Annotated in this window: 11 protein-coding genes and 1 pseudogene; 10 read left to right on the top strand and 2 right to left on the bottom strand. The window is 71.3% G+C overall.

All coding sequences use genetic code 11. From position 1 onward, the window contains the following. Positions 1–420 (top strand): annotated as a pseudogene (locus ACFXPX_RS39820) (hypothetical protein); the annotation flags it as partial. A 113-nt stretch (positions 421–533) separates the two neighbouring features. Here ACFXPX_RS39820 and ACFXPX_RS39815 read toward each other — a convergent pair. Together ACFXPX_RS39815 and eccCa are read right to left on the bottom strand one after the other, a co-directional pair. Beyond that, the gene (locus ACFXPX_RS39815) at positions 534–1,937 is read right to left on the bottom strand and encodes an APC family permease (protein WP_375896071.1); all 1,404 of its coding nucleotides are present in this window, start codon (positions 1,935–1,937) and stop codon (positions 534–536) included. Positions 1,938–2,416: 479 nt separating this feature from the next. Continuing rightward, a complete protein-coding gene (gene eccCa, locus ACFXPX_RS39810; RefSeq protein WP_380644797.1) occupies positions 2,417–6,361 on the bottom strand; it encodes a type VII secretion protein EccCa in 3,945 nt (1,314 codons plus the stop codon). Between the two features lie 346 nt (positions 6,362–6,707). On the opposite strand from eccCa, the gene eccD reads away from it, so the two are divergent. The 9 genes from eccD to ACFXPX_RS39765 all read left to right on the top strand — a co-directional run bounded on the left by eccD (position 6,708) and on the right by ACFXPX_RS39765 (position 17,759). Further along, positions 6,708–8,168 carry a type VII secretion integral membrane protein EccD gene (gene eccD, locus ACFXPX_RS39805; protein ID WP_375896075.1) on the top strand — a complete coding sequence of 487 codons (1,461 nt, stop codon included), beginning with the start codon at positions 6,708–6,710 and terminating at the stop codon, positions 8,166–8,168. A 208-nt stretch (positions 8,169–8,376) separates the two neighbouring features. Beyond that, complete coding sequence (rpsO, locus tag ACFXPX_RS39800; RefSeq protein WP_188302791.1) at positions 8,377–8,667, top strand: 30S ribosomal protein S15; 291 nt, start codon at positions 8,377–8,379, stop codon at positions 8,665–8,667. Positions 8,668–9,122: 455 nt separating this feature from the next. Further along, positions 9,123–11,330 (top strand): polyribonucleotide nucleotidyltransferase, encoded by a 2,208-nt coding sequence (locus ACFXPX_RS39795; protein WP_375896078.1) that lies wholly within the window; start codon positions 9,123–9,125, stop codon positions 11,328–11,330. A gap of 118 nt (positions 11,331–11,448) precedes the next feature. Further along, the gene (locus tag ACFXPX_RS39790; protein ID WP_375896080.1) at positions 11,449–12,801 is read left to right on the top strand and encodes a M16 family metallopeptidase; all 1,353 of its coding nucleotides are present in this window, start codon (positions 11,449–11,451) and stop codon (positions 12,799–12,801) included. Between the two features lie 29 nt (positions 12,802–12,830). Then, entirely contained in the window at positions 12,831–13,577 is a 747-nt protein-coding gene (dapB, locus tag ACFXPX_RS39785; protein WP_380529296.1) for a 4-hydroxy-tetrahydrodipicolinate reductase, read from the top strand. Between the two features lie 25 nt (positions 13,578–13,602). Further along, complete coding sequence (locus tag ACFXPX_RS39780) at positions 13,603–14,061, top strand: hypothetical protein (protein WP_375896085.1); 459 nt, start codon at positions 13,603–13,605, stop codon at positions 14,059–14,061. After that, complete coding sequence (thyX, locus tag ACFXPX_RS39775) at positions 14,058–14,789, top strand: FAD-dependent thymidylate synthase (RefSeq protein WP_380592546.1); 732 nt, start codon at positions 14,058–14,060, stop codon at positions 14,787–14,789. The genes ACFXPX_RS39780 and thyX overlap by 4 nt, the downstream gene beginning before the upstream one ends. Before the next feature lie 213 nt (positions 14,790–15,002). Beyond that, entirely contained in the window at positions 15,003–15,902 is a 900-nt protein-coding gene (dapA, locus tag ACFXPX_RS39770) for a 4-hydroxy-tetrahydrodipicolinate synthase (RefSeq protein ID WP_380529294.1), read from the top strand. Positions 15,903–16,073: 171 nt separating this feature from the next. Continuing rightward, entirely contained in the window at positions 16,074–17,759 is a 1,686-nt protein-coding gene (locus ACFXPX_RS39765; protein ID WP_375896092.1) for a ribonuclease J, read from the top strand. The last annotated feature ends 312 nt before the right edge of the window (positions 17,760–18,071 follow it).

Genomic DNA, 18,071 nt, shown 5'->3' with positions numbered 1-18,071 from the left:
AAGGAGTACAGCGCGAAGGAGATCCTGACGACCGTCGCCGGACTGCTGCCGAGCGGACTGACCGAGACGGAGCCCGGCGGCGACGGCCCCGGCTACGCCAACTTCGTGCTGAACGACGGCAAGGGCAAGTCCATGGTGCAGCTCAACGTGCAGGACTGGAGCGGTGACCGGGGGGACTCGTTGTTCGGCGACGCCAGCACGCTGCCGGACGGCACCAAGGTGGTCGTCCGCAAGGGGAGCGACAAGCCGGGCGTGGGCATGTGGACCGTCGACACCCTGCACCCGGACGGCCTGCGGGTGGTGATCAGCTCGTTCAACAGCGGCACCCAGACGAGCCCGGCGACCCGCAAGACCCCGGTGCTGACCGACGACCAGATGCAGACGATCGCCGCCGCCCCGGTCTGGAAGCTGAGGAAGTAGCGGCCCGGCGCGGCCCCGGGCGGCGGGGCGGGGGGGGGGGGGCGGGGGGGGGCCCGGGGGCGGGGGGGGGGCCGGGCCCCCCGCCGCGTGGGGGAGGGGTGGGGGATCGGGGGTCAGCCCTGCTGGTCCTCGGGGAGGCTGATCACCCAGCGGGTGTCCTGCCGGGGGCGCAGGTAGAACAGCCAGTAGAGGGTGGCGGCGGCGGTGATGCCGCCGGTCCACAGCAGGGGTTCGGCGTCCAGCTGGGTCATCACGTACACCAGGACGACGATCAGCAGCGCCGGGACGGCGGGCCACAGCGGCATCCGCCAGGCGGCGGCGTGCTTGTGGTGGCCGCGGCGGGAGAGCAGCGAGGCGATGGCGACCAGCAGGTACATCGCGGTGACGGCGACGCCGGTGATGTTGCTGAGGAGTTCGCCCTTGACGAAGCAGAGCGCGGCGCCGGGCAGGCCGACCGCGAGGGTGGCGATCCAGGGGGAGCCGAAGCGGCCGAGGGTGCCGAAGGCCTTGTTGACGGGCTCGGGCCAGGCCTTGTCGCGGGCGGAGGCGAACAGCACCCGGGAGTTCTGGATGACCATGACGATGCCGGCGTTGATGATCGCCAGCGCGATGCAGAGGCTGATGAAGGTGCCGACGGCGGAGTTGCTCCAGGCGGTGACCATGCCGGAGATGTCGCCGGAGGTCAGGGTCTGCAGGTCGGGGGCGCCCAGGGTGATGGCGGCGACCGGGATCAGGATGATGGCGCTGGAGAGGCCGAGGGTCCACAGCACGGTGCGGGAGACCGTGCGGCGGGGGTTCTCCAGCTCCTCGGAGAGGTAGACGGCGGTGGAGAAGCCCTGGGTGGCGAACAGCGCGATGCCGAGCGCGCCGATGATGGCGCCGATGCCGACGGGGCTGGCGGCGCCGCCGTCGGTGGAGACCAGGCCGTGCAGCAGGCTGGGGTGGGCCGCGTTGGCGTGGGAGAAGCCGAGCACCGAGACCACGCCGGCCGCGATGACCTCCAGGACCAGGAAGATGCCGGTGATCCAGGCGTTGGCGCGCAGGTCGAGCAGGCCGGCCAGGGTGGCGGCGAGCATCACGGCGGCGCCGGCGATCGGCTTGTCGACGTGCAGGACGGGCGCCAGGTAGTCGGCGGTGCCGAGGGCGATGACCGAGGGGACGATCATCACCACGATGAGCGACTGGATGAAGACCAGCCAGCCCGCGAGCCGTCCGGCCAGGGTGCCGACCATCGCGTACTCGCCGCCGGCGCTGGGGATCAGGGTGCCGAGTTCGGAGTAGCAGAACGCGACCGCGACGCAGAGGACGGAGCCGATGGCGATCGCCAGCGCGGTGGCGCTGCCGATGCTGGAGAACAGTTCCGGCACGATCACGAAGAGCGTCGACGCGGGGGTGACGCAGGACAGCGTGAGCAGGGTGCCGCCCACGACGCCGATCGAGCGCTTGAGCTGCTGGGGTGCGGCCGCGCCGTCCGCCGTGGCGGCTACGTTCTGTGGCGGGCGAAGCGTGTCGGTCATGTGGATTCCGATCGGCTCTGTTCGGTCCTGGGACGGGAGCGGTATCGCCTCCGCTGGCTCGTTGCTCGGGTCTGGTCCGGTCGCTCCCGGGCCGCCATGGAACCTTGGGCGTATTGATTGCGTCAACGCCGGAACTGCTTCGGAATCCGTTGCGGTGAACGGCATAAGCATGCGATCCGATGATCACTTAGGGTCATGGCGCTGTTTGTCCGACTTGTTACTTTGGCAACATCAGGCATGAATCAAAGGTGAACGGTGTGTTGCGGGCCACCATTCAAAGGCCGCGACTCGGTCGTACGGCGACACGCCAGGTGTGACCCCGCCGTTCGGCAACTGCCCAGGTGGGTACGGGAACCGCAGCCCCGGCCCGGAAAGATCTAGGTAACGTTTCAGCACCTGGGACGCGGAAGGGGTCGGACTCCGCGGAGTCCGACCCCTTCACTCACTGTCCGTAGCGGGCGGCCCGTGGCCGCGCCCGGTCACTGCACCGGCAGCCAGCCCGTCTGGACCATCTGCCCGTTGGTCGCACGGCGTGACACGAACACCCCGCGGCCCGGCGGCAGCGCCTGCGGCTTGACCGTCCCCAGCAGCGCGCCCTCGTCCCGGTTGCCGGACAGGATGACGCCCTGCCCGCCCAGCTCGCGCATCCGCTGCATCACCGGCTCGTACAGCGAGCGCCCGGCGCCGCCCGCGCTGCGGGCCACGATCACCCGCAGGCCGATGTCCCGGGCGAACGGCAGGAACTCGGCCAGCGGTGCCAGCGGGTTGCCCGAGCCGGTGGCGACCAGCTCGTAGTCGTCGACGATCACGAACATGTCCTTGCCGGTGTACCAGCTGCGGTTGCGCAGCTGTTCGGCGGTCACGTCCGGGCCGGGCAGGCGGCGGGCGCAGGCCCCGCGCAGCATGTCCACGATGGCGGTCATGGCCGGCTGCGCGGCCGCGTACTCCACCAGGAACTCCGGCGGGACGGTGCCCAGCAGGGCGCGCCGGTAGTCGCCGACCACGATGCCCGCCTGGTCCGGGGTGTAGCGCTCGGTGATCTGCTTGATCAGCATCCGCAGCAGCGCGGACTTCCCGGACTCGGTGTCGCCGAACACGATGAACAGCGGGTCGGTCTCGAAGTTGACGAACACCGGCGCCAGCTCGGCCTCGTCCACGCCGAAGCAGACGCCGCGCTCCGGGTGCTCGAAGCCCTTCGGCAGCGAGGTCCCGTCCAGGACGGCCGGCAGCATCCGCACCTGCGGGGCGCGCGGGCCGGTCCAGGCCCCGTCGACCGCGGCGACCAGCCCGGCCACGCCGTCCTGGAGGTCGTCCACCGAGGGGGAGCCGTCCAGTCGCGGCAGGCCGCTCAGGAAGTGCAGCCGCTCCGCGGTGATCCCGCGCCCGGCCAGCGGCGGGACGTTCTGCGCCACCCGGCGGTCGACCTCGGACTCCATCGCGTCGCCGAGCCTGAGCTCGATGCGGTTCTGCAGCAGGTCCTTGAGCGCGGGGCGGACCTCCGCGTACCGGGCGGCGCTGATCACCAGGTGGACGCCGTAGCCGAGGCCGCGCTGGGCGATGTCGCCGATCACCGGTTCCAGCCCCTCGAACTCCTGCTTGAAGGTGTTCCAGCCGTCGATCACCAGGAAGACGTCGCCGAAGGCCTCGTCGGGCAGCTGCCCGGCGGCCCGGCGGGCCCGGTAGGTCGCGATGGTGTCGATCCCGGTCGCCCGGAACAGCTCCTCGCGCCGGTTCAGCACCGCGTGCACCTCGGAGACCATCCGGCGGACCTTGTCCACGTCCAGCCGGCCCGCCACCCCGCCGACGTGCGGCAGCCCGAGCAGCGACTGGAAGCTGCCCGCGCCGAAGTCCAGCAGGTAGAACTGCACCTCGCGCGGGGTGTGGGTGAGGCCGAAGGCCGCCGTCATGCCGCGCAGCACGGTCGACTTGCCCGAGCGCGGGCCGCCGACCACCAGGCCGTGGCCGGCCGCCCCGGAGAAGTCGACCTCCAGGATGTCGGTCTTCTGCTCGCGCGGCTTGTCCACGATGCCGATCGGCGCGCGCAGCCGCCCGCCCGGGTAGCCGGGCGCGGTGAGTCCGCGTTCGGGGACGACCTGCAGCGGCGGCAGCAGGTGGTCCAGGCTCGGCGCCTCGTCCAGCGGCGGCAGCCACACCTGGTGGGCGGCCGGGCCCTGGCCGGACATCCGCTGGACGAAGACGTCCAGCACGGTGTCCACCAGTGCGTCGTCCTGCTCCTGGACCTGCGGCGCCTCCTCCTCCACGGGGGCCGGCGGCAGGTCCACGAAGGCCGAGGTGAACTCCACCGGCCGGGTGTTCACCCGCCGGCCGCCGGTCGACCGCTGCTGCCCCGGCGCCCGGTAGGGCCCCGAGACGTACGCGGCCTTGAACCGGTCCATCACGTCCTCGCCGAACTTGAGGTAGCCGACGCCCGGCACCGGCGGCAGGTGGTACGCGTCCGGTACGCCGATCGCCGCCCGCGACTCGGCCGCCGAGAAGGTGCGCAGGCCGATCCGGTAGGAGAGGTAGGTGTCCAGGCCGCGCAGCTTGCCCTCCTCCAGGCGCTGCGAGGCCAGCAGCAGGTGCACGCCCAGGGAGCGGCCGATCCGGCCGATCTGGATGAACATCTCGATGAAGTCGGGCTTGGCGGTGAGGAGTTCGGAGAACTCGTCGATGATCAGCACCAGCGAGGGCAGCGGGTCCAGCGCCGCGCCGGCCGCCCGGGCCCGCTCGTACTCGTGGATGTTGGCGTAGTTGCCGGAGCGGTGCAGCAGCTCCTGGCGGCGGTGCAGCTCGCCCTCGATCGCGTCGCGCATGCGGTCGACCAGGGTGAGCTCGCCCTCCAGGTTGGTGATCACCGCGGAGGTGTGCGGCATGTCCGCCATGCCCAGGAAGGTCGCGCCGCCCTTGAAGTCGGCGAGCACGAAGTTGAGCGTCTCCGAGGAGTGGGTCATCGCCAGCGCCAGCACCAGGGTGCGCAGCAGCTCCGACTTGCCGGAACCGGTCGCGCCCACGCACAGGCCGTGCGGGCCCATGCCCTCCAGCGCGGCCTCCTTGATGTCCAGGTAGACGTGCTCGCCGCCCGCGCCGACGCCGATCGGCACCCGCATCCGCTCGTGCTGGGCGCGCGGGCGCCAGCTGCGGGCCACGTCGAAGGAGCCCGGGTCGCCCGAGCCCATCATGTCGGTGAAGTCCAGGTTGGACAGCAGCGGCTCGTCGTCCCCGCCGGCCGAGGCCCGGTACGGCGCCAACTGCCGCGCCAGTGCCTCGGACTGCCACAGTGAGAGCAGGTCCGGCTTGCCGCTGTACGTCGCCCCGGAGGCCGAACGCAGCACCAGCTCCTGCGGGTTGACCGTCACCATCAGGTGCCCGCTCGGCTCGTCCACCTCACCCGGGACGACCTCGATGACGGTCACCCCCTGCACGCCCTCGGGGCCGGCCAGCACCGAGTCGTGCGGCACCCCGGCGCCGTCCATGATCACCACCAGGTGCGGCTGGTCCGCGGCGGGCGCCGCGTCCCGGACGAAGCGCTGGCGGCCGGCCAGCTCGTCCTGCAGCAGGTACTCCAGCTCGCCCAGGTCGGCGGCGCTCAGCCGGCGCGAGCCCGCGCCGTCGCTCTCCTTGCGGTGCTGGTTGTGCGGGAGCCACTTGGTCCAGTCCCACTCCTCGGCCGCGCCGGGGGCCGCGGCGACCGCGATCAGCAGGTCGTCCGGCGAGTGCAGGGTGGTCAGTTGGGCGATCATCGCGCGCACGTTCCCATACACCGAGTCCGGGTCCCCGCACACCGTGATGTGGTAGAAGGCCCGCAGCGAGACCGCCAGCGGCAGGTCCTGGAGGGTGCCGTGCGCCTTGAGGAACGAGTGCATCGCGGCCGCCGACAGCGGCTCCAGCTCGTCCATCGGCGCGGTCTGCGGCGCCACCAGCGGGGTGGACAGCTGCACCGGCCCGAGGCCGACCCGGATCTGCGCGAAGTCGCCGTCCGCCGTCCGCCGCTCCCACAGCCGGCGGCCGTCCTCGACGATCGACCAGAGCTGCTCCGGCGCCGGGTTCAGGAACAGCAGCGCGCCGCGCTGGCTCTCCGCCGTGCGGCGCACCTGGCGGCGGGTCTGCTGGAGGTACTTGAGGTAGTCGCGCCGCTCGTCCGCCATCACGGTCGAGCCGCCCCGGCGGGCCCGCACGATCTGGGCCAGCACCATGCCGACCGTCGAGACGATCATCAGACCGCCCATGATCTTCATCGGCGCGGCCGCACCCGGCGAGAAGAAGAACACCGCCGAACCGCCCATGCCGAGCATCGGCAGGATGCTCATCAGCCAGTCCTCGCCGCCCTGCCGGGGCAGCTCCGGTGGACTGACCAGCTCCACCGGCTCGTCCGGCACCGTCGGCGGGTAGGCCCTGGCCGGTCGCTTGACCATGATCACACCCATGCGTCACCCACCCCGCGGCGTCGATCGATCACTTCGGCATAAGCCCTCACGCGACTGCGCTCGGCCCGGTACGGGATTCCCGTGGCTGAGGACGCCCCACACAGCGCAGCCCCCGTACCACCTCGCGCAGGCGCCGATCCTACATAGCGGCGCACAGCGGGGCGTGCCCGCACCGACGGGGGCCGCACCCCGCACCGGCACCGGGCACGAACCGAGCGGGTAGGGTAACGCCGCGCCAACTCGCGGCCCGGCCGGGCCGGTTCCACAGCCACCCCGCGCGCCACCGTGCCGCGGCACCGTCCACACAGGGGGAGCGTCCAGTGCGTCGAAGGATCGAGGTGCCGTCGTGAGCGCGACAGCCGCCACGGGCTACTGCCGGGTGACCGTCGTCGCCCCGGACCGCCGGATCGACGTCGCCCTGCCCGAGGACGTCGCCCTCGCCGACGTCTACCCCGAGGTGCTGCGGCTGGCCAACCAGAGCCAGCCCGACGGCACCCCCACCGGCTTCCACCTGGTCCGCCGCGACGGCACCGTCCTCGACAGCAGCCTGTCCCTGGCCGCCCAACACGTCCGCGACGGCGACCTGCTGGCGCTGCGCCCCTTCGCCGAGTCGCTGCCGCCCGCCGTCTACGACGACGTCGCCGACGCCATCGCCAGCGCCGTCGAGGCCGACCGCCGGTTCTGGACCGTCGACCTCATGCGCGGCTTCGGCCTGATCGGCGCCGGGGTGCTGCTCACCCTGCTCGGCTTCGCGCTCTGGTTCTCCGACCTGCGCCACGACATGCACAGCCTGCCCGGCGTGCTGGCCGGCGTCGCCGCCGTGGTGCTCACCGCGCTCGCCGGGGTCCGCGCCCGGGTCTACCAGGACGCCCACGCCGCCGTCGCGCTCGGCCTCGGCGCCCTGCCGCACGCCATGATCGCCGGCAGCGGCGTCATCGCCGTCGCCCACCCGTGGGACGGCCCCGGCCGGCTCCAGTTCCTCACCGGCTGCGTCACCGTCCTGGTGATCTCCGTGCTGCTCGCCGGACTGCTCCCGGACAAGGACGCGGTGTTCGTCGCCGCCGCCTTCGTCGCCACCGCCGGCGCGCTCGCCACCTTCGCCGCCGTGCTGATGCCCGACACCCCGGCCGGGAACATCGCCGCCGTCACCGGCGTCGCCGCCGTCGCCGCGATCGGCTTCCTGCCCAGCCTCTCCGCCCGCTTCGCCCGGCTGCCGGTCGGATTCAGCGCCCCCGGCCAGACCCGCACCCGCAGCCGCGACTACGACGAGGAGGCCGAGCGCGCCGAGGCCGTCCAGTACGAGCGGATCGCCCACCAGGCCCGCCGCGGCCACGAGGTGCTGGTCGGCCTGGTCGGCGGCTGCGCCGCGGTCGTGGTCGGCGCCTGCGCCGTCCTCTCCTTCACCGACCGGACCTTCCCCGAACTGCTCGCGCTCGCCCTCGGCATCGCCGCCATGCTGCGCGCCCGGCTGTTCCGCTACACCGCGCAGGTCCTCAGCCTCACCGTCGCCGGCCTGCTCGGCCTGTGCCTGCTGATCGTCGGGCTCTCCCTGCACACCCCGCAGTTCGTCCTGCGCGCGGCCGGCTCCAGCACCGAGCTCGACCTGCGCACCATCTGGCTGGCCGCCTCCGTCGCCTTCGGGGCCGCGCTGCTCACCGCGATCGCCCTGGTGGTGCCCCGGCTGGGCGTCTCCCCGTTCTGGGGCCGCATCCTGGACCTGGTGGACAGCCTCACCCTGATCTCGCTGGTCCCGCTGGCGCTCGCCGTGCTGAACGTCTACCGGCTGGTCCGCGGCGCCACCGGCTGACCGCGCACCCCCGCCGCCGGGCGCCCGCCACCCGCCGCCCACCCGCCGACCGGCCGGGTGGGCGGCACTGGTACCCTTGGCCTTCGAGCGCAGCCGTGTGTCCACCCCTTCGTGGGCCGTCGACCGCGGACAGCGCTCGCGACACCGAGTTCTCGCAGAGTCCTGTGCTGTCGACCAGGACCGCTCGGTAGACCTTGAAGGAGTTGCAGTGGCACTCGCCTCTGACGTCAAGAAGCAGATCTTCGCCGAGTTCGGCCAGAAGGAGGGCGACACCGGTTCCCCCGAGGTCCAGGTGGCCATGCTCTCCCGCCGCATCTCGGACCTGACCGAGCACCTCAAGTTCCACAAGCACGACCACCACTCGCGTCGTGGCCTGCTGATCCTGGTCGGCCAGCGCCGCCGCCTCCTGCAGTACCTGGCCAAGAAGGACATCGAGCGTTTCCGTACGCTCGTCGACCGCCTGGGCATCCGTCGCGGTGCCGCCGGCGGCGCCCGCTAAGACCGCCGCAGGGGGCGGCTCCCCACACCGGGGAGCCGCCCCTCGCGCGTATGCCGCGGCGGGTTCGAACGCGGCACCCTGACATAACAACTCGCGCGCACCTCCCCAGGTGGCCGAGGATTGCACCGTAGGGTTGTGGGCATGCCGGGTGATGGCGCAGGAGCGCCACCCGGGCAGCAGACCCAAACCCCCCGCGGGACGAAGGCTTCAAACGGAAGCCGCCCGCATCCGAGAGAGCGTCCAGACGCGGACCGCCCGTCCCGGCCCGGCAGCCGTGAGGCGCCGGTCCTCGGTAGTGGCCCCCGGAACCCCCGCCGACGAGCGGGGCACCCCGGAGGCTTCGATCGAAGACCGGCCCGACTGCCGCCCTCCCTGGCAGGAGGGCCCCAGGGCCAGCCCGAGGCAGTGCGCGGGGACGCTCTCCCGGAGAACGTACGAAAGAGGAGATCTTCCAGGTGGAAGAGAACGTGTTCTACGCCGAGGCCGTGATCGACAACGGTTCCTTCGGCACCCGTACCATCCGCTTCGAGACCGGCCGTCTGGCCCGTCAGGCCGCCGGCTCCGCCGTGGCCTACCTCGACGACGACACCATGGTGCTGTCGGCCACCAGCGCGTCCAAGCAGCCGAAGGAGCACTTCGACTTCTTCCCGCTGACCGTGGACGTCGAGGAGCGGATGTACGCCGCCGGCCGCATCCCCGGCTCGTTCTTCCGTCGCGAGGGCCGGCCCTCCGAGGACGCGATCCTCACCTGCCGCCTGATCGACCGCCCGCTGCGCCCGTCCTTCGTCAAGGGCCTGCGCAACGAGGTCCAGGTCGTCTGCACGATCATGGCGCTCAACCCCGACCACCTGTACGACGTGGTCGCCATCAACGCCGCCTCCGCCTCCACCCAGCTGGCGGGCCTGCCGTTCTCCGGCCCGATCGGTGGCGTCCGCGTCGCGCTGATCAAGGGCCAGTGGGTCGCCTTCCCGACCCACAGCGAGCTGGAGTCGGCCGTCTTCGACATGGTCGTCGCCGGTCGCGTCCTGCCGGACGGCGACGTCGCGATCATGATGGTCGAGGCCGAGGCCACCGACAAGACCATCAAGCTGGTCGAGGGCGGCGCCGAGGCGCCGACCGAGGACGTCGTCGCCGCCGGTCTGGACGCCGCGAAGCCGTTCATCAAGGTGCTGTGCGCCGCCCAGTCGCAGCTCGCCGCCCAGGCCGCCAAGCCGACCGCCGACTTCCCGGTCTTCCTGGACTACCAGGACGACGTCCTGGCCGCGCTGACCGCCGCCGTCAAGGACGAGCTGGCCAAGGCCCTCACCATCCCGGGCAAGCAGGAGCGCAACGCCGAGCTGGACCGCGTCAAGGCGGTCGCCGCCGAGAAGCTGCTCCCCGAGTTCGAGGGTCGCGAGAAGGAGATCAGCGCCGCCTACAACGCGCTGACCAAGAAGGTCGTCCGCGAGCGCGTCATCAAGGACAAGGTCCGCATCGACGGCCGCGGTGTCACCGACATCCGCACCCTGGCCGCCGAGGTCGAGGCCATCCCGCGCGTCCACGGCTCGGCCCTGTTCGAGCGCGGCGAGACCCAGATCCTGGGCGTCACCACGCTGAACATGCTCCGGATGGAGCAGCAGCTCGACACGCTCTCCCCGGAGACGCGTCGCCGCTACATGCACAACTACAACTTCCCGCCGTACTCGGTCGGCGAGACCGGCCGCGTGGGCTCGCCCAAGCGTCGCGAGATCGGCCACGGCGCCCTCGCCGAGCGCGCCATCCTCCCGGTCCTGCCGACCCGCGAGGAGTTCCCCTACGCGATCCGCCAGGTCTCCGAGGCGCTGAGCTCCAACGGCTCCACCTCGATGGGCTCGGTCTGCGCCTCGACCATGTCGCTGCTGAACGCCGGTGTGCCGCTCAAGGCCGCCGTCGCCGGCATCGCCATGGGCCTGATCTCCCAGGAGATCGACGGCGAGACCCACTACGTCGCGCTGACCGACATCCTCGGTGCCGAGGACGCGTACGGCGACATGGACTTCAAGGTCGCCGGTACCCGCAACTTCATCACCGCGCTGCAGCTCGACACCAAGCTGAACGGCATCCCGGCCTCCGTGCTGGCCGCCGCGCTCAAGCAGGCCAAGGACGCCCGCCTGCACATCCTCGACGTGATGAACGAGGCCATCGACTCGCCCGACGAGATGTCCCCGAACGCGCCGCGGATCATCACCATCAAGATCCCGGTGGACAAGATCGGTGAGGTCATCGGCCCCAAGGGCAAGATGATCAACCAGATCCAGGAGGACACCGGCGCCGAGATCACGATCGAGGACGACGGCACCATCTACATCGGTGCCGCCGACGGCCCGGCCGCCGAGGCCGCCCGCACCACGATCAACCAGATCGCCAACCCGACCATGCCGGAGGTCGGCGAGCGCTACCTGGGCACCGTGGTCAAGACCACGACGTTCGGCGCGTTCGTGTCGCTCATGCCGGGCAAGGACGGCCTGCTGCACATCTCGCAGATCCGCAAGCTGGCCGGCGGCAAGCGCGTCGAGAACGTCGAGGACGTCCTCGGCGTCGGCGCCAAGGTGCAGGTCGAGATCGCCGAGATCGACCCGCGCGGCAAGCTCTCCCTGATCCCGGTCGTCGAGGGCGAGGAAGGCGGCGAGGCCGCTTCCGAGTGAAGCGCCGCTAGCTGACCCTTGCGGCCCGTACGCCTCCCGGCGTGCGGGCCGCACCCTGTTGTCCACGCGTTCGTCCGTACGTGCCATTCCACGTGCGTTTCCTCTGGAGGTACCCCCCGTGGCCCAGGCCCCGGCGGTAAAGCAGCGTCCCGGCTCCACCCGGACCCTGCTCAAGGGCGTCGACGGCGCCGGCACGGTGCGCCGCACCGTCCTCCCCGGCGGCCTGCGGGTCGTCACCGAGACCCTGCCGACAGTGCGCTCCGCGACCTTCGGCATCTGGGTCGGCGTCGGCTCCCGGGACGAGACCCCGCAGCTCAACGGCGCCACCCACTACCTGGAGCACCTGCTCTTCAAGGGCACCGAGCGGCGCAGCGCGCTGGACATCTCGGCGGCCCTGGACGCGGTCGGCGGCGAGATGAACGCCTTCACCGCGAAGGAGAACACCTGCTACTACGCCCGGGTCCTGGACACCGACCTGCCGCTGGCCATCGACGTGGTCTGCGACATGCTCACCGGCTCGCTGATCCGCGCCGAGGACGTCGACGCCGAACGCGGCGTCATCCTCGAGGAGATGGCGATGGCCGAGGACGACCCGGGTGACGTCGTCCACGACCTGTTCGCCAAGGTGATCTTCGGCAGCGGCCCGCTCGGCCGCCCGATCCTCGGCACCCAGGAGACCATCAAGGCCCTCACCCGGGACCAGGTCGCCGGCTTCTACCACCGCCGCTACCGCCCGGAGAACCTGGTCGTCGCGGCGGCCGGCAACCTCGACCACCGCAAGGTCGTCAAGCAGGTCCAGGAGGCCTTCGCGCCGGTGCTGGCCCGCTCCACCGCGGCGCCCGCCGAGGCCCGCCGCGGCGTCAAGGCGCTGCGCACGGCCGGCCGGGTCGAGGTGCTCAACCGCTCCACCGAGCAGGCCCACCTGGTGCTGGGCGTGCCCGGCGTGCCCCGGCACGACGAGCGCCGCTGGGCGATGGGCGTGCTCAACGCGGCCCTGGGCGGCGGGATGAGCTCCCGGCTGTTCCAGGAGGTCCGGGAGAAGCGCGGCCTGGCCTACTCCGTCTACTCGTACTCCTCCTCCTACGCGGACAGCGGCCTGTTCGGCATCTACGCCGGGTGCCAGCCCAAGCGCGTCGAGGAGGTGCTGCGGATCTGCCGCGAGGAGCTCGCCAAGGTGGTCGCCGACGGCATCACCGAGGAGGAGCTGCAGCGCGCGATCGGCCAGATCTCCGGCTCCACCGTGCTCGGCATGGAGGACACCGGCTCGCTGATGAACCGGATCGGCAAGGCCGAACTCAGCTACGGGCACCACCTGTCGGTGGACGACATGCTGGCGCGGATCGCCGCGGTGACCCTGGAGGACGTCCACGCGGTGGCCCGTGATGTGCTGGGCGCGTACCGGCCGTCGCTGGCGCTGATCGGGCCGGTCAACGACAAGCGGGCCGCCCGGCTCGCCGATCTGCTGGTCTGAGGATTGTCCCCCCGGAGAGGAACGTCGCTATGACGCTGCGTGTCGCCGTGATCGGTGCCAACGGACGGATCGGCTCGGAGGCGGTCAAGGCCGTCGAGGCCGCGCCGGACCTGGAGCTGGTGGCCACCCTCGGCCGCGGCTCCAGGCTGGAGGAGCTGACCGAGGCCGGTGCCCAGGTCGCCGTCGAACTCACCCACCCGGACTCGGTGATGGGCAACCTCGACTACTGCCTGCGCCACGGCATCCACGTGGTCACCGGCACCACCGGCTGGACCGACGAGCGACTGGCCACCGTCGAGGGCCTGTTGGCGCAGGCCCCCGACCTCGGCCTGCTGATCGCGCCCAACTTCTCCATCGGCGCGATCCTCGGCATGAAGTTCTCCCAGCTGGCGGCGAGGTACTTCGAGTCGGTCGAGGTGGTCGAACTCCACCACGACCGCAAGGCCGACGCCCCCAGCGGCACCGCCACCCGCACCGCCCAGCTGATCGCCGCGGCCCGCGCCGAGGCCGGCCGGCCGAAGCAGCAGGACCCGACCACCCACAGCCTGCCCGGCGCGCGCGGCGCCGACGTGGACGGGGTGCCGGTGCACGCCGTACGGCTGCGCGGCCTGCTCGCCCACCAGCAGGTGATGTTCGGCGACACCGGCGAGACGCTCACCATCCGGCACGACTCACTGCACCACAGCAGCTTCATGCCGGGCATCCTGCTGGGCGTGCGCAAGGTCGTCGAGACCCCGGGGCTGACCTTCGGCCTCGAACACTTCCTGGACGTGTGACCGTGGTGAACCCCAGGAGCGCGACATGACCTCCCGTACCGGTTTCTTCGTCCTGTCCGGCGTACTGCTGCTGGTCGCCCTCCTCTGCGTGGGGGAGGGCGTCCAGCTGGTCGCCACCGGAAAGCCGCTCGGCATCGGCATCGGCCTCTGCGCCTTCGTGATCCCGGTGATCGGCATCTGGTTCCTGCGCCAGACCGTCCGCTTCGGCCGGGCCAGCGAGCAGCTCGCCCGGGAGCTGGAGGCCGAGGGCGGCCTGCCGGTGGACGAGCTCCGGCGCACCGGCGGCGGACGGATCGACCGGGCCTCGGCCGACGCGGTGTTCACCCGCCGCCAGGCCGAGGCGGAGGCCGCGCCGGGCGACTGGCGGGTCTGGTTCCGCCTCGCCGTGGCCTACGCCGACGCCGGCGACACCCCGCGCGCCCGCAAGACCATGCAGCACGCCATCAAGCTGCACAGCACCGAACCCGCAAGGAGTAACGCGTGAGCGACGAACCGACGGCCCCCAGCTTCCGGAGCGACGTGACGGTGGAGCTGGTCCGCAGCGCCGCCGCCGATTCGGACGTCATCTGGTCGGCCCGGGTGTCGACCGCGGGGGAGCAGTCCCTGGAGGCGCTCCAGCAGGACCCGGAGAAGTCCAAGGGCCTGATCAACTTCCTGATGCGCGACCGGCACGGCACGCCGTTCGAGCACAACTCGATGACCTTCTTCATCAGCGCGCCGATCTTCGTGTTCCGCGAGTTCCACCGGCACCGCAGCGGCTGGTCGTACAACGAGGAGTCCGGCCGCTACCGCGAGCTGGAGCCGGTCTTCTACGTCCCGGGCACCGACCGCAAGCTGGTCCAGCAGGGCCGTCCGGGCAAGTACGAGTTCCACGAGGGCACCCCGGAGCAGCACGGGACCACCATCGGGGCGATGGAGGCCGCGTACCGCGAGTCCTACGCCCGCTACCAGGAGATGCTGGCGGCCGGCGTGGCCCGCGAGGTGGCCCGGGCGGTGCTGCCGGTCGGCCTGTTCTCCTCGATGTACGCGACCTGCAACGCGCGCTCGCTGATGCACTTCCTCTCGCTGCGCACCCGGCGGGAGAACTCGGCGGTGCCGTCCTTCCCGCAGCGCGAGATCGAGATGGTCGCGGAGCGGATGGAGGAGCAGTGGGCCCAGCTCATGCCGCTCACCCATGCGGCCTTCGAGAAGCACGGCCGGGTCGCCCCCTGACCTGGGACGACAGGCATATGGGCAGAGTGTCGGGCATGTCTGGATTGCGGCTTTTCTAGCCGCTCCCTACATTCGTGACCACGGATCCCGGTGCTGCCCGAACCCCCGAGCGGGCAGCACCGGGATCCCATTCCCCGCCCCTGGCCTGCTCACCTGTCCGAACCATGGACCGGCATGGGTACCGCCCCACCGCCTACGAGTAGCTTTGGACGCATGGCTCCGACCTCCACCCCCCAGACGCCGTTCGGCCGGGTACTGACCGCGATGGTCACCCCGTTCACCGCCGACGGCGCGCTCGACCTCGACGGCGCCCAGCGCCTCGCCACGCACCTCGTCGACTCCGGGAACGACGGCCTCGTCGTCAACGGCACCACCGGTGAGTCCCCGACCACCAGCGACGCCGAGAAGGCCCAGCTCGTCCGCGCCGTGGTGGAGGCGGTCGGGGACCGTGCCCACGTGGTGGCCGGGGTCGGCACCAACGACACCCACCACAGCGTCGAACTGGCCCGCCAGGCGGAGGCGGCCGGGGCGCACGGCCTGCTGGTCGTCACGCCGTACTACAACAAGCCCCCGCAGGAGGGCCTGTACCGGCACTTCACGCAGGTCGCCGACGCCACCGGCCTGCCGGTCATGGCGTACGACATCCCGGGCCGCAGCGGGGTCGCGCTGAGCCACGAGACCCTGGTCCGGCTCGGCGAGCACCCGCGGATCGTCGCCAACAAGGACGCCAAGGGCGACCTCGGCGCGGCGGCCTGGGCGATCGCCCGCTCCGACCTCGCCTGGTACTCCGGCGACGACATCCTGAACCTGCCGCTGCTGTCCGTCGGGGCCGCCGGCGTGGTCAGCGTCGTCGGGCACGTGGTCGCCGGTGAGTTGAAGGCCATGATCGAGGCCTACCTGGCCGGCGATGTGGCCAAGGCCACCGCCGTCCACCAGGGCCTGCTGCCGGTGTTCACCGGTATGTTCCGCACCCAGGGCGTGATCCTCACCAAGGCCGCGCTGGACCTCCAGGGCCTGCCCGCCGGGCCGCTGCGCCTGCCCCTGGTCGGCGCGACGTCCGAGGAGATCGACCGATTGAAGCAGGATCTCGCCTCCGGCGGGGTACACCTGTAGCAGACACAGACGTGCGCGCCCCGGCTCGCCGGACCCGACCGGGTCCGCCGCTGGACCGGACCGAAGGCGCGAGAGCACAGACCCAGTAGGAAGAACGACACTGAGTACGCACGCCATATGTCTCCAGGGGGAGGACCCCGGGCATATGGCGTGCGTCGTGAGGAGAGTCTTTTGAGCCACCCGCACCCCGAACTCGGCGCGCCCCCGGCCCTCAAGGAGGGCGCCCTCCGCATCACTCCGCTCGGCGGCCTCGGCGAGATCGGCCGCAACATGACGGTCCTCGAGTACGGCGACCGCATCCTGATCATCGACTGCGGCGTCCTCTTCCCCGAGGACGAGCAGCCCGGCGTGGACCTGATCCTCCCGGACTTCAGCTACATCCGGGACCGCCTCGACAAGGTCGACGGCATCGTCCTCACCCACGGCCACGAGGACCACATCGGCGCCGTCCCGTTCCTCCTGCGGGAGAACCCGGACATCCCGCTGATCGGCTCCAAGCTGACCCTCGCCCTGATCGAGGCCAAGCTCGCCGAGCACCGCATCCGGCCGTACGTGCTGGAGGTCAAGGAGGGCGAGCGCGAGCGCATCGGCCCCTTCGACTGCGAGTTCATCGCGGTCAACCACTCCATCCCGGACGCCCTCGCCGTGGCGGTCCGCACCCCCGCCGGCATGGTCGTGGCCACCGGTGACTTCAAGATGGACCAGCTGCCGCTGGACGGCCGCCTCACCGACCTGCCGACCTTCGCCAAGCTGGCGGAGGAGGGCATGGACCTGTTGCTGGTGGACTCCACCAACGCCGAGGTCCCCGGCTTCATCCCGCACGAGCGCGACATCTCGGCCGCGCTGCGAAACGTTTTCGCGAACGCCGACAAGCGCATCATCGTCGCGTCCTTCGCCAGCCACGTGCACCGCATCCAGCAGGTGCTGGACGCCGCGCACGAGTACAAGCGCAAGGTCGCCTTCGTCGGCCGCTCGATGGTCCGCAACATGGGCATCGCCCGTGACCTCGGGTACCTCAAGGTCCCCGGCAACATGGTCGTCGACGTCAAGCAGCTCGACGACCTGCCGGACAAGGAGGTCGTGCTGATCTGCACCGGCTCCCAGGGCGAGCCGATGGCGGCGCTGTCCCGGATGGCCAACCGCGACCACCAGATCCGCATCGTGGAGGGCGACACCGTCGTCCTGGCGTCCTCGCTCATCCCGGGCAACGAGAACGCCGTCTACCGCGTGATCAACGGTCTGACCCGCTGGGGCGCCAAGGTCGTGCACAAGGGCAACGCCAAGGTGCACGTCTCCGGCCACGCCTCGGCCGGCGAGCTGCTGTACTTCTTCAACATCTGCAAGCCGCGCAACCTGATGCCGGTCCACGGCGAGTGGCGCCACCTGCGGGCCGCCGCCGAGCTCGGCATCGCCACCGGCGTGCCGCGCAACCGCGTGGTCATCGCCGAGGACGGCGTCTGCGTCGACCTGGAGAAGGGCGTCGCCCGGATCGTCGGCAAGGTCCGGGCCGGCTACGTCTACGTCGACGGCGCCTCGGTCGGCGACATCACCGAGGCCTCGCTCAAGGACCGCAGGATCCTCGGCGAGGAGGGCTTCATCTCGGTCTTCGTCGCGGTCGACACCACCAACGGCAAGCTGGTCGGCAGCCCGACCATCCAGGCCCGCGGCTCCGGCATCGACGACAACGCCTTCGTGCCGGTCGTCGCCAAGCTCCAGGAGGCCCTGGACCGCTCGGCGAGCGACGGCGTGCTGGAGCCCCGCCAGGTGCAGCAGCTCGTCCGCCGGACCATCGGCAAGTGGGTCGCGGACAACTACCGCCGCCGGCCGATGATCCTGCCGGTCGTCGTCGAGGTCTGAGCCCCGCTCCAGACCCTCGTCCGGCCCCGCTGAGGCTGGTTTGACGTGGGGCGACCCGGTGCGTAATGTTCTCCGGGTTGCCCCACGGGACGAGCCCCAAGGAAGTCCTCGAATACGAATGCGAATTCGAGAACTACCGGGAAAACGGACCGAGAAACTCTGGTAGAGTTCGGGAGCGCCGAAAGGCAAAAGCCAAATCGGATGAATGAAACTCCGAAAAACGGAGCGGAAAACATCTGATAAGCTTGAAACACGAAAGAACGAAGCGCCCGGAGGGCCCGCTGGAAGGCGGTCCGAAGGAAGCGTCCGTTC

The sequence above is a fragment of the Kitasatospora sp. NPDC059146 genome (assembly GCF_042786665.1).
Taxonomy (GTDB): Bacteria; Actinomycetota; Actinomycetes; order Streptomycetales; family Streptomycetaceae; genus Kitasatospora.
This window is presented reverse-complemented; position numbering and strand designations above follow the sequence as displayed.